General features: G+C 55.2%; 18 protein-coding genes. 16 read left to right on the plus strand and 2 right to left on the minus strand.

The genetic code is table 11. The features are described 5' to 3' along the window. Positions 1 to 21: 21 nt before the first annotated feature. Positions 22 to 1,962, minus strand: coding sequence for an autotransporter outer membrane beta-barrel domain-containing protein (locus RHM59_RS07880; protein ID WP_416195062.1), 1,941 nt, complete (start codon positions 1,960 to 1,962; stop codon positions 22 to 24). Between the two features lie 645 nt (positions 1,963 to 2,607). On the opposite strand from RHM59_RS07880, the gene RHM59_RS07885 reads away from it, so the two are divergent. After that, positions 2,608 to 4,443 (plus strand): hypothetical protein, encoded by a 1,836-nt coding sequence (locus RHM59_RS07885; RefSeq protein ID WP_322286348.1) that lies wholly within the window; start codon positions 2,608 to 2,610, stop codon positions 4,441 to 4,443. 69 nt (positions 4,444 to 4,512) lie between these two features. Then, the gene (locus tag RHM59_RS07890) at positions 4,513 to 7,167 is read left to right on the plus strand and encodes a hypothetical protein (RefSeq protein WP_322286349.1); all 2,655 of its coding nucleotides are present in this window, start codon (positions 4,513 to 4,515) and stop codon (positions 7,165 to 7,167) included. A 71-nt stretch (positions 7,168 to 7,238) separates the two neighbouring features. On the opposite strand, the gene RHM59_RS07895 is transcribed toward RHM59_RS07890, so the two are convergent. Then, positions 7,239 to 7,931, minus strand: coding sequence for an alpha/beta family hydrolase (locus tag RHM59_RS07895; RefSeq protein WP_322286350.1), 693 nt, complete (start codon positions 7,929 to 7,931; stop codon positions 7,239 to 7,241). 100 nt (positions 7,932 to 8,031) lie between these two features. Here RHM59_RS07895 and ccoN (RHM59_RS07900) point away from each other — a divergent pair, with 100 nt between their 5' ends. The 14 genes from ccoN (RHM59_RS07900) (at position 8,032) to fnr (ending at position 23,013) form a co-directional block, all read left to right on the plus strand. Further along, positions 8,032 to 9,456, plus strand: a complete 1,425-nt coding sequence (gene ccoN / locus RHM59_RS07900; protein WP_322165066.1) for a cytochrome-c oxidase, cbb3-type subunit I — start codon at positions 8,032 to 8,034, stop codon at positions 9,454 to 9,456. 10 nt (positions 9,457 to 9,466) lie between these two features. After that, positions 9,467 to 10,075, plus strand: a complete 609-nt coding sequence (ccoO, locus tag RHM59_RS07905; protein WP_322165067.1) for a cytochrome-c oxidase, cbb3-type subunit II — start codon at positions 9,467 to 9,469, stop codon at positions 10,073 to 10,075. Between the two features lie 3 nt (positions 10,076 to 10,078). Beyond that, positions 10,079 to 11,029, plus strand: coding sequence for a cytochrome-c oxidase, cbb3-type subunit III (gene ccoP, locus RHM59_RS07910; RefSeq protein WP_322165068.1), 951 nt, complete (start codon positions 10,079 to 10,081; stop codon positions 11,027 to 11,029). 500 nt (positions 11,030 to 11,529) lie between these two features. After that, complete coding sequence (gene ccoN, locus RHM59_RS07915; RefSeq protein WP_322165069.1) at positions 11,530 to 12,972, plus strand: cytochrome-c oxidase, cbb3-type subunit I; 1,443 nt, start codon at positions 11,530 to 11,532, stop codon at positions 12,970 to 12,972. Then, complete coding sequence (gene ccoO / locus RHM59_RS07920) at positions 12,972 to 13,580, plus strand: cytochrome-c oxidase, cbb3-type subunit II (RefSeq protein WP_322165070.1); 609 nt, start codon at positions 12,972 to 12,974, stop codon at positions 13,578 to 13,580. Before ccoN (RHM59_RS07915) ends, ccoO (RHM59_RS07920) begins: the two co-directional genes overlap by 1 nt. A 5-nt stretch (positions 13,581 to 13,585) precedes the next feature. Beyond that, entirely contained in the window at positions 13,586 to 13,777 is a 192-nt protein-coding gene (locus tag RHM59_RS07925) for a cbb3-type cytochrome c oxidase subunit 3 (protein WP_322165071.1), read from the plus strand. Continuing rightward, entirely contained in the window at positions 13,774 to 14,751 is a 978-nt protein-coding gene (gene ccoP, locus RHM59_RS07930) for a cytochrome-c oxidase, cbb3-type subunit III (RefSeq protein ID WP_322286351.1), read from the plus strand. The genes RHM59_RS07925 and ccoP (RHM59_RS07930) overlap by 4 nt, the downstream gene beginning before the upstream one ends. 358 nt (positions 14,752 to 15,109) lie before the next feature. Further along, positions 15,110 to 16,525, plus strand: coding sequence for a cytochrome c oxidase accessory protein CcoG (gene ccoG / locus RHM59_RS07935; protein ID WP_322286352.1), 1,416 nt, complete (start codon positions 15,110 to 15,112; stop codon positions 16,523 to 16,525). Positions 16,526 to 16,537: 12 nt separating this feature from the next. Next, positions 16,538 to 17,077 (plus strand): FixH family protein, encoded by a 540-nt coding sequence (locus RHM59_RS07940; RefSeq protein ID WP_322165074.1) that lies wholly within the window; start codon positions 16,538 to 16,540, stop codon positions 17,075 to 17,077. A 3-nt stretch (positions 17,078 to 17,080) separates the two neighbouring features. Continuing rightward, entirely contained in the window at positions 17,081 to 19,531 is a 2,451-nt protein-coding gene (locus RHM59_RS07945; protein ID WP_322286353.1) for a heavy metal translocating P-type ATPase, read from the plus strand. Positions 19,532 to 19,556: 25 nt separating this feature from the next. Then, positions 19,557 to 19,796 carry a cbb3-type cytochrome oxidase assembly protein CcoS gene (ccoS, locus tag RHM59_RS07950; protein ID WP_322165076.1) on the plus strand — a complete coding sequence of 80 codons (240 nt, stop codon included), beginning with the start codon at positions 19,557 to 19,559 and terminating at the stop codon, positions 19,794 to 19,796. Beyond that, positions 19,789 to 20,472 (plus strand): sulfite exporter TauE/SafE family protein, encoded by a 684-nt coding sequence (locus tag RHM59_RS07955; protein ID WP_322286354.1) that lies wholly within the window; start codon positions 19,789 to 19,791, stop codon positions 20,470 to 20,472. The genes ccoS and RHM59_RS07955 overlap by 8 nt, the downstream gene beginning before the upstream one ends. 100 nt (positions 20,473 to 20,572) lie before the next feature. Then, positions 20,573 to 21,955, plus strand: coding sequence for an oxygen-independent coproporphyrinogen III oxidase (gene hemN, locus RHM59_RS07960; protein WP_322286355.1), 1,383 nt, complete (start codon positions 20,573 to 20,575; stop codon positions 21,953 to 21,955). Positions 21,956 to 22,278: 323 nt separating this feature from the next. Next, on the plus strand, positions 22,279 to 23,013 hold the full coding sequence (gene fnr / locus RHM59_RS07965; RefSeq protein ID WP_322286356.1) for a fumarate/nitrate reduction transcriptional regulator Fnr: 735 nt from the start codon (positions 22,279 to 22,281) through the stop codon (positions 23,011 to 23,013). Positions 23,014 to 23,033 lie beyond the last annotated feature (20 nt).

Genomic DNA, 23,033 nt, shown 5'->3' on the forward strand with positions numbered 1-23,033 from the left:
GTAGCTGCCTTTATGACTCCATCAAAACGCCAGCCGAACGCCAACATTTGCTCCCCACGGCTGCTCGACGTTGTTGCCTTTCATGTAATCGAAGTCAGCGTGTACTTGCAGGTTTTTCGACAGTGACACCGCCACCCCGACGCCCAACTCAGCACGTGACCCGAATAGGTCATTGTCGAAACGCGTGTCGTTGACCGTCACCTTGTTGCTGCGTGCAAACTCATGAGCCACCGCAGCGCGAAGGTACGGTTGGAGCACCCCGCCGTCCTTGAGCGCGATGTTACGACCCACTGAGCTGCCAACCTTACCCAGAACCGATTGAGTGCGATCGTTCTTGGCGTCCAGACCATTATCAAGGCGGTAGTGATCACCCTGCACCACCACGGCCTCCATCTGCGCGAAAGGCTCGATGAAATAGTCATCTCCGAGCTTGATGTGTTTGCCGACTTCCACCGAGCCACCGACCGCCAAGTTGTTGTAATCGCCCTGGGCCTTGGTCTGATCACTCATCGCCACCTTCGACTCATTGCGGAACTTGTTCAGCTTGAGCACCGCATCCACGTAGTAACCCTCCTCCGACAACCATGTGCCGTAAGCACCCACGTAGTAGCTATCAACCGTGCCCGACGTCCCACGGTTCAGGTCCAAATCAGATTTGCTGTAGCCACCCAGCACACCCAACAACATTTGACCATTGCTGACCGGAACCGGGGCGTCCGCACCGAACGACAGTCCGCGTTGTTGCTGTTTGTACCCAACCCCGGCTCCAGTGGTTGCCTCGAAACGGCTGCCATAAGCCCGCATCCATCCCCCACCTTCGCCACTGCCACGCACTTCACCCATGCGACTGCGCAACGTCGTCATCTCGCTCATGAAAATGGTTGGCGCCGCGTTAAATAGCGCCAACGCGCTTTGCGTCGACGGACTGATGGTCTTGCCAGACCCGACGATGAACCAGTCATCGCCCTGTTTCTCCAGTTCGTAGGAATAGGCGCCCAAATCCACCCTCTCGCCCAGCAGGTTGAACTGCGCATCACCGCCTTCGGTATGAACGATCTGCAACGGTTGCAAATCGGGAGACACTGGCTCGGTGCCGGTGTTTTTGACCTTCAACGTGAAATCACCATTGGCCTGACCGTTCACGCTTAACAGATCCCCCACTCCGGCATCTAGATCGATCTTCATGCCAAACACGCCACTGCCGGACAACTCACCCAAGGACAGCGTATGAAACCCGTCGAGACCGAACCTCACCTGGCCACCCCCAAGGCTCAAGGATTTGACCGAGTTATCGCCAACCATCTGCCACTGCGCGCCAGAATTGACGGCTAGATTGTTTCCATTGGTGATGTCGCCAGTGAGGCTGGCGTTGTTTTTCAGGACTACGTTGAGAGTGCTGGTGTCATCAGCGACTAGGTTGCCGGTGAGGGTGCTGTTGTCGACGGTGAAGTTGGCGGTGCTGGCTTTTTCAACCTCTAACAAGTTCCCGTTGCCTGACACCAGTGTGGAACCGTTTTGAATGGTTATGTCGGCAAAAGCCGACACACCAGAATAACTTTCGACTTTTATGACAGAACCGTTTAACGCCTCAATTTTCGACCCATCCACAACCGCTGTTCCGTGTGCAGAAATCTCGGAACCAATATGCCCGTGAGTAAAAAACACACCGTTCTCTAATCCAAGAATTTCACTTCCTTGCATTACGTTGGCGACCCCTCCATGAACACCTAACCCCCATCCATCCCCGCCCCCACCCGCCCCGACACCATGTTCCATGCCGGATACCTTACTGTTAACAATGGTGAATTCAGACTTATCCGTAACACTCAGACCGGTACCCGCACCCGAAACCGAGCTGTTAGTCATCATCCCTGAAGAACCCTGACTGACGACAAGACCGAAACTGCTTGAATTACTAATTGCGGAGTCGGCAACGCTCACCACCGACCCTTGAGTCGCCATAACCCCACCGTTTACTACGCTGTCATTTTTAATTGTTAACAGCCCGTTTGTCGCAGTCAAACTTCCAATAGAAGCACCGTCAGAAATCAACCTACCTCTGTTTATTACCCAGTAATCATCCACTGGATTAGTGGCATTTACCGTCACAGTTTCATAACTAACCACGACCAACGTGCTTGGCTGGTCATTGGCAGTCGCCGAAAAACCGACAGATAAACTCAAGGCGCTCAGACTGAGGCTGCTCACAAGTTTCACATTCCTACGCTCATACGACATATATAGCCTCCAAATAAATAGCGCTGCAATTATCTAGAGCCCATAAAACAAAAGTGACGTCCACAGGCCATTTGAAGCGTAGGAAATCTCCGAAAATAATGCAGGTTACTTCCTATTGAAGAATCTCACACCATGGCATGACATAAAGGAGAACTATCGCCCGACTCTGCCCCCAAATAAATATTTATCTACTACCTCTTGACACGGCGCCTCACATCCGATTAGTTCGATAGCAGATGGGGGATACGCCTCTATCAACACAGACATTGTAAATAGCTACGCAGTGAGCACCGACTCAAAACCTGCAGCTTACTGTTGTCCGTAACAATCATCTAAACCGTGCTCCACCACCTAAACAGGAAATCTAACATGTGCAATATTCATCACCGCCCCACTGCCCGCAGCCCTCGAAAATCCAAAGTAGATAATTTGGTAAAACCAACCGTTCCCGTTGCAGATCCCAACGACGGCCTAATCAAGACAAGTGATCTTGATACAGATGTAATTGTAACTTTCCCTGTCTGGCCCGGAGCGGCCTACAAGGACAGTTATCAACTGCATCTAAACGAAACAGCTGTTGGTAAGATTGGGGAGCTCGACCCCCTGCCTCCTGAAGGCACGCTTCTTACCTTAAGCATTCCGGTGAGTACGGAATTAAAACAGGATGGATCCTATGAACTGACTCACAGCACAGTAGGTTTCCCTGGCGGTGCTTTCTTTTTATCGCCACCAACGACCATCATCGTTGACCGGACGGCTCCCGGAACGCACCAGCTGGGCTATATGAACTTCCCTGATGAGGCGATAGACGGCCTAACTGCTACCGAACTTTCCGCGATGGGGAATCAACTGACAGGAAAAATTTTTGGTTATACCGGCTTGTCAAAAGATGACATTATTCAAACTTACTGGGGCAACGTCCAAGGCCCAAGCTTGAAGTTAATAGGTGACGAAGACGGCAGTATTCCAATTGACTTAGTCTTTGACAAACCATTTCTTCTGAGTCTAGGAAATGTCGCGGAAGCTACCTATTACACGGTTACTGATCGCGCAGGCAATATCTCACTGCCCTCCAGAAAAGTAACTATTCCATTGTTCTTGACCGAAGTGACTCCTGACCTTCCGCCACCTATCATAGAATCTTACGATGGGCTAATCGACTATAGCGATGCGATGGCACGCGTAGAGGTTCAGATTCCCGGTTCATCCATCCTTATAGAGGGAGACGAAATTACTCTGCATTGGGGTCCGGTGTCATTAGGCCCGTTCCCATTAGATACGGACGATCTAGGAGAGCCTGTCGTTTTGCTATTTGACGTTGACCTCTCTACCATCGAGCAGGGCGGAAATGGCACTATTGCATTAAAATATGACGTCATACGCAGTAGCAATGTCGTAGGTCTATCTGCTGAGCTAGAGATCACGGTCAACATTGAGCTTCCTGTACCGGGTTTGATGGACAAACCTACTATCAGGGGCGCCAGTAACACGCCAAGCGCCGAAGACAATGTCATCGACGAAAATGATTTTGAGCTTGATGCGACGGCCATCATTAACTGGAATGCAGGGTTCGATGCTCAGAAAATAATCACCCTCTACTGGGGCGGCCAAGAAGTTCTTGAAACACCCTATACCATCACCAATTCTGACGTCGCGGGAGGGCGCCCTCTTTTATTGAAAGTGCTTAATACGAAATTCAAACCAGTCGGGACTGGCATTGATATTCGGGTGTATTACACAGTCACGGCCGCCAACAACCCGAACACTTCATCGTCCTTGCAACAGGGAATTATCGTACGCTCAAAAGATGAACTTCCCGGTGGTTCCGATGGCGCGGAACCACCACAATTCACTGCACTTAACAACCTCAACGCTATTACCAGAGAACTGGCTGAGTTTGGCGCACCCGTCTTTATCAAACCCTACGTAAACATTAACAAAGGCCAGATAATCCACTTCACTTACGAGGCGTACTCTGATCTTGTGGGCGGAGCCCTGGAATTCAGCTGGACACACACTTCGCAACCACTCACTGAGGATCAAGTTATCAATGGATATCACTTTGTAGTTGATCGCCGGGCACTTGACAATCATTGCCTGGGTCACGCTGAAGCGTACTTCCAGATCACCAGTGATAAAGGAACAGGCAACTCCACCACCGCTAGTGTCTATGTTGACATGCGCATCGGCGGTAGCTGCAGCTAATAAAACTTACACGGGTGGGTCGAAAAGGCTCACCTCAATTAAAACAAAAAAACACACATAGGCTTGACAATGAATATACAAATAAAAGCTGCACTTCCATTGCCAGAAATCCTTAGTTACAACGATGGTGGTATTGGTGATGTTGATATTGCTGATCCGACTAAAGCTCTAGAAGTCTTAGTAGGACCCATCGCACTGTCTCAAAAGGATAAAATAGAACTATATTGGGGAAGCAGCGATGACCCCGTCGCTACCTACGTGCATTCCCCTAGTGCCCCTGACACCAATGGCATTTTTTCTCTGTACGTCCCAACTTATTTCATCGAACCTGGTTTAATTGAAGTCTTTTATAGATTCACCCCTTTTCCAAGCGTGATTCCAGAAAAATCGGAACCACTCTTTGTACTGGTGAAATTAACCGTACCTGGCGGTAGAGATCCCGATCCAGAAAGTCCGTATCAACATGAAAATTTAATTCGTCCGATTGTAATGGCCGTAGGGGTGATAACGACACCTGATGGAGTGGTGGCCACCATCGACCCTTATGAAAATATGACAGTCGGCGACAGCGTGGCTCTATATTGGAATGGCTTAAGAACAACACTTCCGCCACTAACCAAAGAACAGCTTTACCGGCCTGTTCAGATTCCAGTAAGCAAAGAAATCATTCTGGAAGCCGGAGATTCCGACAGCATCCTCGTGCGTTATGACATTCGTGACGTTGTGAACAACTGGTCACGCTTTTCCCTCCCCACCTACGTCGAAGTAGAAGCCGGCAATTCCACCCTGCCCGCGCCAGTCGCTCCACAAGCGGTCAACCTGGAATTGGACCTTACCCTTCTGGCCGGTGCCGATGTTCAGGCGCTAGTGCTGTCTTATCCAGGCAACAACCCCGCAGACGAGATCACCCTAACGCTCGAGCGCAACACTGCCGAAGGAATGGCGCTGGAACCCTATGTCTCGACCAAACCAGTGGGTACGTCTGTTGGGTTTGTAGAGTTCTTTATTCCCAACGAGCAATTCACGCCGATCGCCCAAGGCCGCGCGCGGCTTAAGTACAAGGTTACGAAAGAGTTCGGCGAAGAACTCCGTTCCAAAAGCTTGCCCTTGACGGTCGTCGGTGAAACCCAAGTCTTGGCGCCACCGAAGCTGCCTGCGGCCGAGCAGAACAACGGCGTGCTTGACCCAACCGCACACAACGTCATCACGTTGGTTCCGGCGTATTACTTCATGGCCGACGGCAACGACGTGACGTTGGTATGGATGGGTAAGACGGCCAGCGGCGCCAATGTGATTCATGAGGAGGTCAAGAATCTCAATAGCGACGATGTTGGGGTGCCGCTGGCGTTTTTGATCCCTGACGAAAAAGTCAGCGCATTGGCAGGCGGCACGCTTGAGCTGTATTACACGGTGACTACCTTTGCCCGGGCGTTTTTCAAGTCACCGTCATTGCATGTTCAAGTCAGCGCAGACGAGAGCGCTCTGCTGCCACCTGCGAATGTCGATGGATTGAGTGCCGATGGCGTACTCGATCCGGATGACCTCGTTCTGGAAGCCATAGTACGTATTCAGCCGTTTACCAGCATGGCGCCGTTGGACAAAGTCATTCTGCATTGGGATGGCACGTCCTCGGGCGGGGTGTACAGCACGAGTACTACGCTCAACAGCGGCACGTCCGGCAAGGAAGTCGTTTTTCGTGTCAAAAAAACCTATGTGGACGCTAACCTGAACCGCAACGTGAAAGTTTCTTACACGGTGGAACGAGGCAATCAAACACTCTTCTCGGACGTTTTAATCGTGAAGGTTGGTGCTCCGGGCCTGACATTGCTACCCAAACCCACCGTCGCCGGTGTGGACTCAGACAACAACTTAATCCCGGAAAACGTCCCCGATTCCGGCGTACAGGTATCGGTCCCTCGCTACACCGGCATTGATGGCAAGGACAGCATTATCGTGAAGTGGGTTGGCGGTTCTTCCCATACGACCGCGCCTCAGGACGCGGGGGAAGCCGGGGCGATCACGTTTACGGTGCCCAAGTCGGTCGCCGTGGGCAGTGCCGGTACGTCGGCCGGGGTCACCTATAACGTCACTCGTGGTGTAGCCGCACCCGTGGAATCAACAGCGACGACGTTTCAAGTGCAGGCGTTGGCGCCACCTTTGAACCTCGGCGCCGATTATGCGCTCGCGCTGGCGGGCTATGTAGTGTTCGAAGGACGACCACCCGCGAACCCACCGATCAGTGCGATCTACACTCGAGCCGCCACCGGTGGTCAGCCGCCTTATCAATACCAATCAAGCGACCCTCGGGTGGCGCTCGTTGATCAGGATGGCAAGGTTACCGCTGCAGGCAATGGTGTAACGGCTATCACGGCTACGGATGCATTGGGTGCGACCGCGAGTTACCAACTGACAACGTCGGGCGCGCGAGTGTTTGTAGGGTTCCCGGATGTACGCAAGGACTTCTACGGCTATCGGGCTTTTTGCGATCAGCAAGGCGTTCACTCGATGAATGCAAACGACTTCAAACAGCTTCGCGCCGTGTATGCCGGGGAAAGTCCGGCTGTAGGCCAACTATTCGGTTGGAACAATGGCTGGGGTTGGTGGACGAATGAACAAGTCTCCAGCGGCTCACTGGGAAACTCCCGAGCCTTTAACCTGGACAGTGGCAGCGTAGATCTGGTGTCGAATAACTTTCAGTTGAACTGCTTCGGGATCAAAAAATAAGCATAACGCGCTGTAACAACAGGTGGGCTCTTGGTTAAGGGCCTACCTGTTGCGCAGTCAGCGCCGGGTATTCAGAGGTGGCTTAAGAACGTCTCAACGGCTCGCGCCGCGCTGTTCAGATGCTCCTCGTGACTAAACCCCGACGACTTCAACGGCTTCAAATCATGATCACCGGTCGCCAGCCAATAAAGGCTGATGGCATCGGACACTGTATACCCCTCCACCGTGTGCCGATTTCCCAGCGTATCCCGTTCTCCCTGAACTATTAACGTTGGCGTTTTCAATGCCGCCAAGTGCGCCACCCTGGGTTTTTCCGGCTTACCGGTAGCATAAAACGGATAGCCCAAGCACACCAATCCATCCACGCTCAATTCGTCAGCCAACAAACTGGCCATCCTGCCGCCCATGGACTTGCCGCCAATGGCCAAATGGCCAGTGACCTGTGGTCGCACCTGCGTGTAGACCTGCCGCCAGCAGTCGAGTAACTGTGCCTGCGGATTGGGCGGGCGCTTACGGCCATCGATACGCCGTTGAGCCATGTAAGCGAACTCAAAGCGCACGACGTTAACGCCCCGCGCTGCAAGGCGCTGCGCTATGCCATTCATGAAATCGCTGTCCATTGGCGCCCCCGCGCCATGAGCCAAAATCAGGGTCGCCGCTGGGCGTTCAACCTGCTTTAAGGCCGGCGTCCATAGCCAACCATTGTCGTACATCAGTTGCGCGCATTGATCCTCGTCAATACCGGCCCTTTGCCCATTGCTCATGCTTGCCTCGCTTTTGATCCATCTGAATAACTCGGCGCTATGACCCGGAGCTCTGTTCCGGAGCTCTGTTGCGAACAAAGCAAGATAGGAACACACCTAAATGACTACAACGAACAGTACCGCCTACAACTATCGGGTGGTCCGCCAATTCGCCATTATGACGGTGGTGTGGGGGATCGTCGGAATGGGGCTCGGTGTATTTATCGCCGCGCAATTGGTTTGGCCCGAACTTAACTTCGACTTACCGTGGACCACGTTTGGGCGCTTGCGCCCCTTGCACACCAACGCCGTGATTTTTGCCTTTGGTGGGTGTGCGCTGTTCGCAGCTTCTTACTACTCAGTACAACGCACCTGCCAGACGCAACTGTTTGCGCCGAAACTGGCGCAGTTTACGTTCTGGGGTTGGCAACTAGTGATCGTACTGGCTGCCATCTCTTTGCCGCTGGGTTATACCAGCTCCAAAGAATACGCTGAACTGGAATGGCCGATCGACATCCTGATCACCATTGTCTGGGTGGCCTACGCCGTCGTGTTTTTTGGCACGTTGAAGAAACGTACCACCAAGCACATTTACGTCGGTAACTGGTTCTTCGGTGCGTTCATTCTCACCGTGGCTCTGTTGCACATCGTCAACAACCTCGAAGTACCGATCAGCCTGACCAAGTCCTACTCGATCTACTCCGGGGCGACAGACGCCATGGTGCAGTGGTGGTACGGGCACAACGCAGTAGGGTTTTTCCTGACTGCAGGCTTCCTGGGGATGATGTATTACTTCGTTCCCAAGCAAGCCGAACGTCCGGTGTATTCGTATCGTTTGTCCATCGTGCACTTCTGGGCATTGATCACCTTGTACATCTGGGCCGGTCCTCACCACTTGCACTACACCGCGCTGCCGGATTGGGCACAGTCGTTGGGCATGGTGATGTCGCTGATTCTGCTGGCGCCAAGTTGGGGCGGCATGATCAACGGCATGATGACGTTGTCAGGTGCCTGGCATAAGTTGCGCAGCGATCCGATCTTGCGCTTCCTGGTCGTCTCACTCGCGTTCTACGGCATGTCGACCTTTGAAGGGCCGATGATGGCCATCAAGACCGTCAACGCCCTCTCCCACTACACCGACTGGACCATCGGCCACGTACACGCCGGCGCTCTTGGCTGGGTAGCGATGATCTCGATTGGCGCGCTGTACCACATGATTCCGAAGATCTTCGGTCGTCCACAAATGCACAGCATGGGTTTGATCAATGCGCATTTCTGGCTGGCAACCATCGGCACCGTGTTGTACATCGCTTCGATGTGGGTCAACGGTATTGCTCAAGGCCTTATGTGGCGCGCAGTCAACGAAGACGGCACGCTCACTTACTCCTTCGTCGAAACCCTGGTCGCTAGCCACCCTGGTTATGTAGTGCGGCTGATTGGTGGCGCAATTTTCTTCAGCGGCATGCTGCTGATGGCCTACAACACATGGCGCACCGTGCGGGCTTCAGTGCCTGCCGAAGCCATCGCCGCTGCGCAAATGGCCTGAGGAGTTCGCCATGAAACACGAAGTAATCGAGAAAAACGTTGGCCTGTTAATGCTGTTGATGGTGCTGGCTGTGAGCATCGGTGGCCTGACGCAAATTGTGCCGCTGTTCTTCCAGGATGTGACCAACAAACCGGTGGAAGGTATGAAGCCTTACACCGCGCTGCAACTTGAAGGTCGCGACATTTATATCGCCAACGGCTGTGTGGGTTGTCACTCGCAGATGATTCGGCCGTTCCGCGCTGAAACCGAACGCTACGGCCACTATTCAGTAGCCGGTGAAAGCGTCTGGGATCACCCGTTCTTGTGGGGCTCCAAGCGCACCGGACCGGATTTGGCACGGGTTGGCGCACGCTACTCGGATGATTGGCACCGCGCGCATTTGTACAATCCGCGCAACGTCGTACCGGAATCGAAAATGCCCGCCTACCCATGGTTGGTAACGACGCCGCTCGACAGCAGCCACACCGAAATCAAGCTCAAGACCATGCGTAACTTTGGCGTGCCATATACCGATGGCGACATCGCTGGGGCCGTCGAATCCGTCAAGGGCAAATCCGAGATGGACGCGCTAGTAGCCTACCTGCAAGTGCTTGGCACTTCGATCAAGAGCAAGAGGTAAGCCATGACAACTTTTTGGAGCACCTACATTTGCGTGCTGACCATTGGCACGCTGATAGCCCTCACTTGGTTGCTGGTCGGCACCCGTAAGGGCGAAACCAAAGGCAGCACCGATCAGACCATGGGGCACAGCTTCGACGGCATTGAGGAATATGACAACCCGCTGCCGCAGTGGTGGTTCATGTTGTTTGCCGGGACGATTGTGTTTGCAATCGGTTACCTGATCCTCTACCCGGGCCTGGGCAACTGGAAGGGCGTCTTGCCTGGCTATGAAAATGGCTGGACCGGGGTCAACGAATGGCAGAAGGAAATGGACAAGGCTGACGCCAAGTTCGGACCGATCTTCGCCAAATTCGCGGCCATGCCGGTAGAAGAAGTCGCCAAAGATCCACAGGCATTGAAAATGGGCGGGCGTCTGTTTGCGTCTAACTGTTCGGTGTGCCACGGCTCGGACGCCAAGGGTGCCTACGGCTTCCCTAACCTGGCGGACAAAATCTGGCGCTGGGGCGGCAGTCCCGACACCATCAAGACCACCATCATGGGCGGCCGCATCGCGATGATGCCAGCCTGGGGTCCGATTCTGGGTGACGAAGGCGTGAAGAACGTAGCGGCTTATGTTCGTCACGGTCTTGCCGGTTTGCCACGTTCGGCAGGCGACAGCGCCAACATAGAAGCGGGCCAACAAACGTTCAACACCACTTGCGTTGCTTGCCACGGCCCTGCCGGTAAAGGCACTCAAGCAATGGGTGCGCCGGACTTGACTCAACCCGCCGGTTTCATCTACGGCAGCAGCGTGGCGCAATTGCAACAAACTATCCGTTACGGACGCCAGGGCCAAATGCCTGCGCAAACCGACCTGTTAGGTAATGACAAAGTGCAGTTGTTGGCCGCCTATGTTTACAGCCTGTCGCAAGACAGTGCTCAAACTGGGGAACAAACAGCCAAGGCAAAATAGGTTTTTGTAACGAGAACCACCTAAAGGCTAAGAAACTGCCACTCCCTGGACAGGAGCGGCAGTTTTCTTATTTTCCGCGACCAAGTGTCGCACCCATTATGGGAACAGCTTCCCACCCCAGACATTCAGGACTAAGCTTCGTCGCACAGTGGACCGCCAACAGTAGGTCACCAAAAAAGTGATACGCCTGTGCATTGCAGATTGTTCGACACTGCGCGCAAAACGCCCAGTACAACGGCTCTTCGCCGTTGACTTTGGTATTGCTCTGTAGTTTCTCGTGCTGCGCACTACATTTCACCGGCTTGGAACCGTTACTTTGTATGTCTACTTCAGCATTTCTTCAGGATGCCAACCGGCCTTCTGACCATGCTGTAACGGCCGCAGAATCAGCTTCAGAGAGCAGTTGCAAGGCTTTGGTCGCGTTGCAATGAAAACCTGCTTTCTCCATACTTGCGACCGCTTTTTTATTCAAAAAAATACTCCAACCGTGGAACCTTAGAATGAGCACAGCAATCAGTCCGACTGCTTATAACTATAAGGTAGTCCGCCAGTTCGCCATCATGACGGTGGTCTGGGGGATCCTTGGCATGGGGCTTGGTGTCTTTATCGCCTCGCAGCTTGTATGGCCCGATTTAAATTTGGGTTTGCCGTGGACGACTTTCGGACGCTTACGCCCATTGCACACAAACCTGGTGATTTTCGCCTTTGGTGGATGTGCATTGTTTGCCACTTCTTATTACGTCGTGCAGCGAACCTGCCAGACACGACTAATTTCCGATGGCATGGCTGCTTTCCACTTCTGGGGATGGCAAGCAGTGATCATTGGCGCAATCATCACGTTGCCGCTGGGTTATACAACAACCAAGGAATACGCCGAACTGGAATGGCCTCTCGCTATTTTGTTGGCTATTGTCTGGGTTACTTACGCGATTGTGTTTTTTGGCACCATCGTCAAGCGCAAGACCAAACACATTTACGTGGGCCTCTGGTTCTACGGCGCGTTTATTCTCGTGACGGCGATGTTGCACATCGTTAACCACGCATCGCTGCCCGTGTCATTCTTCAAGTCCTATTCGGCGTACGCCGGTGCGACGGATGCAATGATTCAATGGTGGTACGGCCACAACGCGGTAGGGTTCTTCCTCACCACGGGCTTCCTGGGAATGATGTATTACTTCGTTCCGAAGCAGGCTGAGCGTCCGATCTATTCGTATCGCTTGTCCATCGTGCACTTCTGGGCGCTGATCACTCTGTATATCTGGGCCGGTCCGCACCACTTGCACTACACCGCATTGCCCGACTGGGCTCAGTCGTTGGGCATGGCGATGTCGATCATTCTCCTGGCGCCAAGCTGGGGCGGCATGATCAACGGGATGATGACCCTTTCAGGGGCGTGGCATAAATTGCGCACCGACCCGATCCTGCGTTTCCTGGTGGTCTCCCTGGCGTTCTACGGCATGTCGACCTTCGAAGGCCCGATGATGGCCATCAAGACCGTCAACTCGCTGTCTCACTACACTGACTGGACCATCGGCCACGTACACGCCGGCGCGCTTGGCTGGGTGGCGATGATCTCGATCGGTGCCTTGTATCACATGATCCCGAAAGTCTTCGGTCGTCCGCAGATGCACAGTGTTGGCCTGATCAACACGCACTTCTGGCTGGCAACCATCGGCACCGTTCTGTACATCGCCTCGATGTGGGTCAACGGTATTACTCAGGGCCTGATGTGGCGTGCGATCAACGATGACGGCACCCTCACCTACTCGTTCGTCGAAGCGTTGCAAGCCAGCCACCCGGGCTACATCGTCCGCGCCATTGGCGGTGCTTTCTTCGCCAGCGGCATGCTGTTCATGGCGTACAACGTGCTGCGCACCGTTCGCGCTTCGGACCCGGTTGAAGCTGAAGCCGCCGCTCAGATCGCTGTAGTTGGAGCTCACTGATGAGACACGAAGTTCTCGAGAAGAACATTGGCCTACTGGCCTTCTTCATGGTCATTGCCGTCAGCATCGGCGGCCTGACCCAGATTGTTCCGTTGTTCTTCCAGGATGTAACCAACAAGCCAGTCGAGGGCATGAAGCCACGCCCGGCACTGGAACTCGAAGGCCGCGACATCTTTATCGCCAACGGCTGTGTCGGCTGTCACTCGCAGATGATTCGCCCGTTCCGCGCTGAAACAGAACGCTACGGTCACTATTCAGTCGCCGGTGAAAGCGTTTGGGATCACCCGTTCCTGTGGGGTTCCAAGCGTACCGGTCCTGATTTGGCCCGTGTCGGCGGGCGTTACTCTGACGACTGGCACCGCGCCCACTTATACAACCCCCGCAACGTTGTGCCTGAGTCGAAAATGCCTGCCTACCCGTTCCTGGTAGAAAACAAGCTCGACGGCAAAGACACCGGGAAAAAAATGGAAGTCTTACGCACGCTCGGCGTTCCTTACACTGACGAAGACATCGCCGGTGCAAGCGCTGCCGTCAAAGGCAAAACTGAAATGGATGCGTTGGTCGCTTACCTTCAGGGCCTTGGCACCATCATCAAAAGCAAACGGTGATAGTGATGGATATCGGGATGATTCGAGGCCTTGGCACAGTCGTTGTGCTGGTGGCATTTATCGGTCTGGCACTGTGGGTATTTAGCGGACGACGCAAGTCCGAGTTTGACGAGGCAACCTTGCTGCCCTTCGCGGATGATCCCGAAGCCATCAAGCACGTCGAGCAAGAACAAGCGTCCAGGAGTAACAAAGAATGACTACTTTCTGGAGCCTGTACGTCACAGTCCTCAGTTTGGGTACCATTTTCGCCCTGACCTGGTTGCTGTTGTCGACCCGCAAGGGGCAGCGCAGCGAACAGACAGAAGAAACAGTGGGCCATTCCTTCGACGGCATCGAGGAATACGACAACCCGCTGCCGAAGTGGTGGTTCATGCTGTTTCTCGGCACCATCATTTTTGCACTGGGCTATCTGGCGCTGTACCCAGGCTTGGGCAACTGGCAAGGCTTGCTGCCAGGTTATGGCTACCTGGACAACGACAAGAAAACCGAATTTGCCAACGGGCAAACCGGCTGGACAGGTGTTCACGAATGGGAAAAGGAAATGGCTAAGTCGGATGCTCGATTTGGTCCGATCTTCGCCAAATTCGCGTCGATGCCCATCGAAGAAGTCGCCAAAGACCCGCAAGCCTTGAAGATGGGTGGCCGCTTGTTCGCCTCCAACTGCTCGGTTTGCCACGGTTCCGATGCGAAAGGTGCTTACGGTTTCCCTAACCTGACTGACGAAGATTGGCGCTGGGGCGGCGACCCGCAAACCATCAAGACCACCATCATGGGTGGCCGTCACGCGGTCATGCCAGCGTGGGGTCCGGTGATTGGCGATCAGGGTGTGCGTGACGTTTCAGCATTCGTCACCACACAACTGGATGGCCGCAAACTGCCTGCCGATTCCAACGCAGACCCGGTGGCCGGGCAGAAATTGTTCGCCACCAACTGTGTTGCATGCCACGGCCCAGAAGGTAAAGGGACCCCAGCCATGGGCGCTCCTAACCTGACGCACCCGGCCGCGTTCATCTACGGTTCGAGCTTCGCACAACTGCAACAGACCATCCGTTACGGCCGCCAGGGCCAGATGCCTGCTCAGGAATTGCTACAAGGCAACGACAAAGTTCACCTGCTGGCCGCTTACGTTTACAGCCTCTCCCATGGAGACAAGGCTGCTACCGTCGAGTAAAGCGTGAACGCACCACCCAACGGCCCCGCCAGTGAGAATTGGCGGGGCCGTTTTCGTTGGCAAGCCAACTTCCACAGATGTGTCGACTGATCTCGATTCCGTGGGAGCAGGCTTGCCTGCGAAGAACTCAACACTGCCCTCCGTCTAACTACTCTACCCTCCTACCAAAACCGACCATAATTCATCCATTCATTGACCCAGATCACCTACACCAACATTCGCGTTAGCCCAACGCGACCAAAGGTCGCACACTTGGGCCACGTTCACAGGCGTATCATTGGCGCCTTGATGACACTACTTCTGACCGCGGCCGGCATGCACTGGCCGAGGCATTTTTCCACTGCCGTGGGACGCACTAATGAGCAATCAGATTCCAGTACACAACGTGACTCCGCCGTCTAAAAACGACACCCACTCTGTCGACCTCTATGCTTCGCGGGGAACAATCTACACGCGTGCTTTTACCGGTCTTTTTCGCAATTTGCGAATGGCCGGCGGCGCTGGTTTGTTTCTGTTGTATTTCGGCACCGTCTGGCTGAATTGGGGCGGCCACCAAGCCGTCTGGTGGAACTTGCCTGAGCGCAAGTTCTACATCTTCGGCGCAACCTTCTGGCCCCAAGACTTCATTCTGCTCTCGGGCATTTTGATCGTCAGCGCGTTTGGTCTGTTCTTCATTACCGTGTTCGCCGGCCGCATCTGGTGCGGTTATACCTGCCCGCAAAGCGTGTGGACCTGGATCTTCATGTGGTGTGAAAAAGTTACCGAGGGTGATCGCAACCAGCGGATCAAGCTCGATAAAGCACCGATGTCAGCCAACAAGCTCCTGCGCAAAGCCAGTAAGCACAGCCTCTGGTTGTTGATTGGCTTCGTTACCGGTCTGACCTTCGTGGGTTATTTCGCGCCGATTCGGGAACTCACGATTGAGTTCTTCACGGGGCAGGCAGAAGGCTGGTCGTATTTCTGGGTAGGGTTTTTCACCCTCGCCACGTACGGCAACGCTGGGTGGCTGCGCGAGCAAGTGTGCATCTACATGTGCCCGTATGCGCGCTTCCAAAGCGTTATGTTCGACAAAGACACCCTGATCGTTTCCTATGACCCTCGTCGCGGTGAAAAGCGCGGCACGCGGAAAAAGGACGTCGATTACAAAGCGCAAGGATTAGGCGATTGCATCGATTGCACGATGTGCGTACAAGTTTGCCCGACCGGGATCGACATCCGCGACGGCCTGCAATTCGAATGTATCGGTTGTGCGGCGTGCATTGATGCGTGCGACACGATCATGGATAAAATGAACTACCCCCGCGGGCTGATCAGTTACACCACTGAACACAACTTGTCAGGGCAAAAAACCAATAAAGTGCGACCTCGGCTGATCGGTTATGCCGTGGTGCTGTTGATCATGATGGGGTTGCTGGCCAGCGCGTTCTTCATGCGATCACTGGTCGGTTTTGACGTCAGCAAGGATCGCGTGCTTTATCGGGAAAATGCTGAAGGACGGATCGAAAACGTCTACAGCCTGAAAGTCATGAACAAGGATCAAATCGACCATAATTATGTGCTCGACGCATCCGGGTTGCCTGACTTGAAAGTCCAGGGTCGCCGCGAGTTCAAGGTGGCCGCCGGTGAGATTTTCACCATGCCGTTCGAGTTATCGAGCGCGCCGGATTTACTGCCATCGAGCACCAACGAGGTTGTTTTCACCCTCAAGGACGCCGACAACAGTGGCACCCAGGTTCAAGCAATGAGCCGTTTCATTGGCCCACAAATTCGATAAGAGACAATTGTCATGCCCGTAGCAACTGCTTCTAGCCCTTGGTACAAGCACATCTGGCCATGGATCATCATCGGTATCCTTGCATTTTCCACGACGCTCACATTGGCGATGGTCACCATCGCCGTGAAAAATCCGGACAACTTGGTCAACGATAACTATTACGAGGCTGGCAAGGGCATCAACCGTTCACTGGACCGTGAAATATTGGCTCAGAACATGAAAATGCACGCCGCGATACACCTTGACGAGGTGACCGGTGAAACCGTACTGCGTCTGACCGGCAACAGCCAACCAGAAAAACTGGAATTGAACCTGATCTCGCCCACCCAGCCTGAAAAGGACCGCAAGGTTGACCTGACCCGCAGTGCCTCGGAGCCAGGTCGCTACATCGGTCAGTTGGCGGACAAAATCGAAGGCCGGCGATTTGTTGAAGTGCTCGGTGAAGAGCAAGGTCAGACCTGGCGCCTGTTCGAAGAAGAGCAAATCAACCACGACAAAGACCTGACGCTGGGCGACGAACCGTTGCAAGGCGCGGAAGACATGAAAAACTGATCCATGTCCACCCCCACTCCCTGCTATCACTGCGCGTTGCCGGTTCCGATCGGCAAGCGCTTCACTGCCGTTGTACTCGGGGAAACCCGCGAACTTTGCTGTCCGGGTTGCCAGGCGGTGGCCGAGGCCATCGTCGCGGGCGGCCTGGAAAGCTACTACAGCCATCGCAGCGAAGCGTCGGCCAACCCGTCTGAATTGCCGGTGCAATTGATCGACGAACTGGCCCTGTATGATCGCCCCGATATTCAAGCGCCCTTCGTGCGCCATGAAGGCGAGCAAGTCGAAACTACCCTGCTCATGGAAGGCATCAGTTGCGCTGCCTGTGGTTGGCTGATTGAGCGCCACTTGCTCAGTTTGCCGGCCGTCACTGAAGCCCGATTGAATTTATCCAACCATCGGCTGCATGTTCGCTGGACCGACGGCCAACTGGCATTGAGCCAAGTGCTCAGTGAATTACGCAGCATCGGTTACGCCGCGCACCCCTATCAGTCAGACCGAGCCGCCGAGCAACTTGCCAGTGAAAACCGCCTCGCTTTGCGCCAACTTGGGGTCGCTGGCCTGCTGTGGTTCCAGGCAATGATGGCGACTATGGCCACTTGGCCCGAATTCAACATGGACCTCAGCCCGCAGATGCACACCATCTTGCGCTGGGTCGCGATGTTCCTCACAACCCCCATCGTGTTCTATAGCTGCACCCCTTTCTTTCGCGGCGCCATTAGGGATTTCCGCACCCGGCATCTGACCATGGATGTCTCGGTGTCGCTGGCCATTGGCAGTGCCTACATTGCCGGGATCTGGACTGCCATCACCGGGGTCGGCGAGTTGTACTTTGACGCCGTCGGTATGTTTGCGCTGTTCCTGCTGGCCGGGCGCTACCTTGAGCGGCGCGCACGTGAACGCACCGCAGCAGCCACCGCGCAGTTGGTTAATTTGTTACCCGCGTCTTGCCTGAGGCTCAGTGACGACGGGCAAAGCGAGCGCATTTTGCTCAGCGAGCTGCGTCTTGAGGACCGTGTACTGGTACACCCCGGCGCGGTATTGCCGGCGGATGGGCGAATTCTCGAAGGCATTTCCAGCATTGATGAATCGCTGCTGACCGGCGAATACCTGCCACAACCGCGATGCGTGGGCGATTCGGTCACCGCAGGCACACTCAACGTCGAGGGCGCATTGACGGTGCAGGTGCTGGCGTTGGGGCATGACACCCGGCTCTCGGCCATCGTCCGCTTGTTGGAACGTGCCCAAGCCGAAAAACCGCACCTGGCGGAAATCGCCGACCGCGCCGCCCAGTGGTTTCTGTTGTTGTCATTGCTCTCAGCGGCCGTCATTGGCCTGGTTTGGTGGGAGCTTGATCCGTCGCGAGCGTTCTGGATTGTGCTGGCCATGCTGGTCGCGACTTGTCCCTGCGCGCTGTCATTGGCAACCCCGACTGCCCTGACCGCCGCCACCGGCTCATTGCACAAGCTCGGGCTTTTGTTGACCCGTGGGCATGTGCTTGAAGGCCTGAATCAAATCGACACAGTGATTTTCGACAAAACCGGGACCCTCACCGAAGGGCGCCTGGCGTTGCGCACGATACTGCCGCTTGGGGGATTGGACGCCGATTTGTGCCTGGGGCTGGCGGCAGCGTTGGAGAACCGCTCGGAACATCCGATTGCCCGGGCCTTCGGTCGGGCGCCGGTTGCCGCAGAAGATGTCCACAGCTCACCGGGATTGGGTCTGGAAGGTGTGGTTGGCGAACAGCGCGTGCGCATCGGTCAGCCCGCATTCGTCTGTGAACTCAGCGGTTGCAGTATTCCAGCGATGCCCGATGACGCAGGCCAATGGCTGTTGCTCGGTGACACTCAGGGTGCGCTGGCATGGTTTGTCCTGGACGACCGCTTGCGTGCTGACGCCCCCGCGCTACTTGAAGCGTGCCGGGCACGGGGCTGGAAAACCTTGCTACTGTCCGGCGACAGTTCGCCCATGGTCGCCAGCGTTGCCGCCGAACTGGGCATCGACGAAGCCCACGGCGGACTGCGCCCAGACGACAAACTCAAAATTCTGCAAGGACTGCATCAACAGGGCCGCAAGGTGATGATGCTCGGTGACGGCGTAAATGATGTACCGGTGCTCGCGGCCGCCGACATCAGTGTCGCCATGGGCTCGGCCACCGACCTGGCCAAGACCAGCGCCGATGCGGTGCTGTTATCCAATCGTTTGCAGGTCTTGGTTCAAGCGTTCACGCTGGCACGGCGCACTCGTCGGGTAATCGTTGAGAACTTGATGTGGGCCACTCTATACAATGGCCTCATGTTGCCCTTCGCCGCCCTCGGCTGGATCACTCCAATCTGGGCAGCGATTGGTATGTCCATCAGTTCGTTGACCGTGGTCCTCAATGCTTTGCGCCTGACCCGCGCAAAAGCGATGCCGGACCAGGCAACGCACTTCAAAACCCGCCCGCTGCCGACATGATTCGGCAGCCGGCTTCGGAGGCATCATGCCGGCTCTCTATGTAATGATCCCAGCGGCGCTGCTGATCGTTGCGGTCGCCGTATACATCTTCTTCTGGGCAGTAGACAGCGGCCAGTACGACGACCTCGACGGCCCGGCCCACAGCGTTTTGTTCGACGACCAAGACCCACAGCACTTGGCCGCCATGGAACAAGCCCACGCCCACAAGCCGGCACCTGACACTGAAAACGCCGACAACCACGACGAGAAACCACCCCATGCTTGAGCTGGCGCCCCTGTTGGTGTCGGCGCTGATCCTTGGATTGCTCGGCGGCGGTCATTGCCTGGGCATGTGCGGCGGTCTGATGGGCGCACTGACCCTGGCGATCCCCAAAGAACAACGCAGCCGTCGCTTTCGCCTGTTGCTGGCGTACAACGTCGGACGAATCCTCAGCTACGCCACCGCCGGTTTGCTGATTGGAATGGCGGGCTGGGCCGTCGCCAACAGCCCCGGCGCGATGGTCATGCGGGTGATCGCTGCGCTGCTGCTGATTGCCATGGGCCTGTACCTTGCTGGGTGGTGGAGCGGCCTGACCCGTATCGAAAGCCTCGGTCGCGGCCTGTGGCGCTACATACAGCCGGTTGCCAGCCGATTACTCCCGGTGTCGAGCCTGCCTCGTGCTTTGCTGCTGGGCGCGCTCTGGGGCTGGTTGCCGTGCGGGTTGGTCTACAGCACGCTGTTGTGGTCGGCCAGCCAAGGCAACGCGATTGATAGCGCATTGCTGATGCTTGCTTTTGGCCTCGGGACCTGGCCGGTGCTGCTCGCCACGGGCCTGGCCGCTGAGCGCACCACGGCCATTTTGCGCAAACGTGGCGTGCGCATGGCGGGTGGCGTGCTCGTCATTCTGTTTGGCCTCTGGACCTTGCCGGGGCCACATCAGCATTGGTTGATGGGTCACTAGGCTAGGCACGAAATCACTGCTGTTTGATGTATATCAACACCAACAAAACGACACCTCCCTAGACTTCGGACACTGCCAGCCTTTTCGGGGAAATGTCCGCATGCTCGATGCCATCCATTGGGATTCCGATCTGATTCGCCGCTACGACCTGGCGGGGCCGCGCTATACGTCCTACCCCACAGCGGTGCAATTTCAGACAAAGGTCAGCGCTTTCGATTTGCTGCACGCCCTGCGCGACAGCCGAAAGGCCCTGCGCCCGCTGTCGCTTTATGTCCACGTGCCGTTTTGCGCGAATATTTGTTATTACTGCGGCTGCAATAAAGTCATCACTAAAGACCGTGGCCGCGCACTGCCGTATTTGCAGCACCTGGAGCAGGAGATCGAGATGATCGCCTGTCACCTTGACCCTCGACAGCTCGTCGAACAGCTGCATTTTGGTGGCGGCACGCCGACGTTTCTCAGCCATGACGAATTGCGTAAAGTGATGGCGCATCTGCGCAAGCACTTCAACTTGCTCGATGACGACTCCGGCGACTACGGCATTGAGATCGACCCACGGGAAGCCGATTGGTCAACCATGGGCCTGCTCCGCGAACTCGGTTTCAACCGGGTCAGCCTCGGTGTCCAAGACCTCGACCCGGACGTCCAGCGCGCAGTCAATCGTCTGCAAAGCCTGGAAGAAACCAGAGCTATTGTCGATGCCGCGCACACGTTGCAATTTCGCTCGGTAAACATCGATCTTATTTACGGCTTGCCAAAACAGACGCCTAACTCCTTCGCCCGCACCGTCGATGAAATCATCGCGCTGCAACCGGACCGCCTGTCTGTCTTCAACTACGCCCACCTGCCAGAACGTTTTATGCCGCAACGCCGGATAAACGCTGACGACTTACCTTCCGCCGGGCACAAGCTGGAAATGCTTCAGCGCACCATCGATCAGTTGACCGGCGCCGGCTATCGCTACATTGGGATGGACCATTTCGCCCTACCGGACGACGAGTTGGCCATCGCGCAAGAAGAGTCGACGCTGCAACGTAACTTCCAAGGCTATACCACCCACGGTCATTGTGATTTGGTGGGCCTGGGCGTTTCGGCTATCAGTCAGATCGGCGATTTGTACAGCCAGAACAGCAGCGATCTGAACGACTACCAGACGTTATTGGGCAGCGATCAACTGGCGACCAAACGCGGCTTGCTGTGCAACGCCGACGATCGTGTGCGCAGAGCGGTCATTCAACAATTGATCTGCCATTTCAGCCTGAACTTCGCGGGCATCGAATATGCGTTCAATATTGATTTCAGAGGTTATTTCAAGGACGTCTGGCCGCAACTCGATGCCATGGCCAATGACGGACTCATCGCGATTGATGAGGTGGGCATAACCGTTCTGCCTGCAGGACGGCTGCTGGTACGTTCAGTGTGCATGGTGTTCGACGCGTACCTGAACCCCCATAACCGCCAATTGTTCTCCAGAGTGATCTAATCACTGCCTCGGCCCACGACGAGGCAGCACCCTTCCCTCTCCGTCACCCCCTAGCGGACGCAGAGTTTGCAGTACCTTGCTGCCTCCGTTTGGCCTACCCAAACCACTGCTCGGCTCGACGCACCTTCGGGGGCGTCGTACTTGTATATGCTCCTGACGAACTGTGCGATTACGGTATATCGACTGAAGTTCTAGAAACTTAATTCAAAGTAAAGTGAATAATCGCATTAACTGTCTCAAGAGATTACATCTGCGCTGGCAAGAATTACTCACGCTGAGTTACCCTCACAACTAATGCGTGTTTCCCAAAAGGATTTTTTGCGATGTCAGAGCCAGTTAAACTGCGCGCTCATAGTCAGGCCCACTGCAAGGACTGCAGCCTCGCCCCTTTGTGCCTACCACTTTCATTGAATATGGAAGACATGAATGCCCTCGATGAAATCGTTAAACGAGGCCGCCCACTGAGAAAGGGTGAGTTTCTGTTTCGACAGGGTGATCCCTTTGGTTCGGTCTACGCCGTACGCTCCGGCGCGCTAAAAACCTTCAGCCTGAGCGACGGCGGCGAAGAGCAAATTACCGGTTTCCACTTGCCAAGCGAACTGGTCGGCTTGTCCGGCATGGATACCGAGGCGTATCCGGTCTCGGCCCAGGCGCTGGAAACCACCTCCGTGTGCGAAATCCCCTTTGAACGTCTCGATGATCTGTCGGTGCAACTGCCACAGTTGCGTCGGCAATTAATGCGGATCATGAGCCGGGAAATACGTGACGATCAGCAAATGATGTTGCTCTTGTCGAAAAAGACCGCTGACGAGCGGATTGCCACATTGTTGGTCAACCTGTCGGCGCGTTTTCATGCTCGCGGTTTCTCCGCCAATCAATTTCGCTTGAGCATGTCGCGCAATGAAATCGGCAACTTCCTTGGGCTAGCGGTAGAGACCGTGTCCAGGGTATTTACCCGCTTCCAGGGCAGTGCGTTGATCTCTGCCGAAGGCAAGGAAATCCAAATCCTTGATCCGATCCAGCTTTGCGCACTGGCCGGTGGTTCGCTGGAAGGCTGAAACGTGGGATTCATGGCGGC

It is taken from the genome of Pseudomonas sp. MH10 (assembly GCF_034353045.1).
Lineage (GTDB): Bacteria > Pseudomonadota > Gammaproteobacteria > Pseudomonadales > Pseudomonadaceae > Aquipseudomonas.

Excerpts from the sequence above, each read along its gene's own strand:
- RHM59_RS07880 (WP_416195062.1), bottom strand. The coding sequence starts at position 1,962 with ATGGCGACTCAAGGGTCGGTGGTGAGCGTTGCCGACTCCGCAATTAGT.
- RHM59_RS07885 (WP_322286348.1), top strand. The coding sequence starts at position 2,608 with ATGTGCAATATTCATCACCGCCCCACTGCCCGCAGCCCTCGAAAATCC.
- RHM59_RS07890 (WP_322286349.1), top strand. The coding sequence starts at position 4,513 with ATGAATATACAAATAAAAGCTGCACTTCCATTGCCAGAAATCCTTAGT.
- RHM59_RS07895 (WP_322286350.1), bottom strand. The coding sequence starts at position 7,931 with ATGAGCAATGGGCAAAGGGCCGGTATTGACGAGGATCAATGCGCGCAA.
- ccoN (WP_322165066.1), top strand. The coding sequence starts at position 8,032 with ATGACTACAACGAACAGTACCGCCTACAACTATCGGGTGGTCCGCCAA.
- ccoO (WP_322165067.1), top strand. The coding sequence starts at position 9,467 with ATGAAACACGAAGTAATCGAGAAAAACGTTGGCCTGTTAATGCTGTTG.
- ccoP (WP_322165068.1), top strand. The coding sequence starts at position 10,079 with ATGACAACTTTTTGGAGCACCTACATTTGCGTGCTGACCATTGGCACG.
- ccoN (WP_322165069.1), top strand. The coding sequence starts at position 11,530 with ATGAGCACAGCAATCAGTCCGACTGCTTATAACTATAAGGTAGTCCGC.
- ccoO (WP_322165070.1), top strand. The coding sequence starts at position 12,972 with ATGAGACACGAAGTTCTCGAGAAGAACATTGGCCTACTGGCCTTCTTC.
- RHM59_RS07925 (WP_322165071.1), top strand. The coding sequence starts at position 13,586 with ATGGATATCGGGATGATTCGAGGCCTTGGCACAGTCGTTGTGCTGGTG.
- ccoP (WP_322286351.1), top strand. The coding sequence starts at position 13,774 with ATGACTACTTTCTGGAGCCTGTACGTCACAGTCCTCAGTTTGGGTACC.
- ccoG (WP_322286352.1), top strand. The coding sequence starts at position 15,110 with ATGAGCAATCAGATTCCAGTACACAACGTGACTCCGCCGTCTAAAAAC.
- RHM59_RS07940 (WP_322165074.1), top strand. The coding sequence starts at position 16,538 with ATGCCCGTAGCAACTGCTTCTAGCCCTTGGTACAAGCACATCTGGCCA.
- RHM59_RS07945 (WP_322286353.1), top strand. The coding sequence starts at position 17,081 with ATGTCCACCCCCACTCCCTGCTATCACTGCGCGTTGCCGGTTCCGATC.
- ccoS (WP_322165076.1), top strand. The coding sequence starts at position 19,557 with ATGCCGGCTCTCTATGTAATGATCCCAGCGGCGCTGCTGATCGTTGCG.
- RHM59_RS07955 (WP_322286354.1), top strand. The coding sequence starts at position 19,789 with ATGCTTGAGCTGGCGCCCCTGTTGGTGTCGGCGCTGATCCTTGGATTG.
- hemN (WP_322286355.1), top strand. The coding sequence starts at position 20,573 with ATGCTCGATGCCATCCATTGGGATTCCGATCTGATTCGCCGCTACGAC.
- fnr (WP_322286356.1), top strand. The coding sequence starts at position 22,279 with ATGTCAGAGCCAGTTAAACTGCGCGCTCATAGTCAGGCCCACTGCAAG.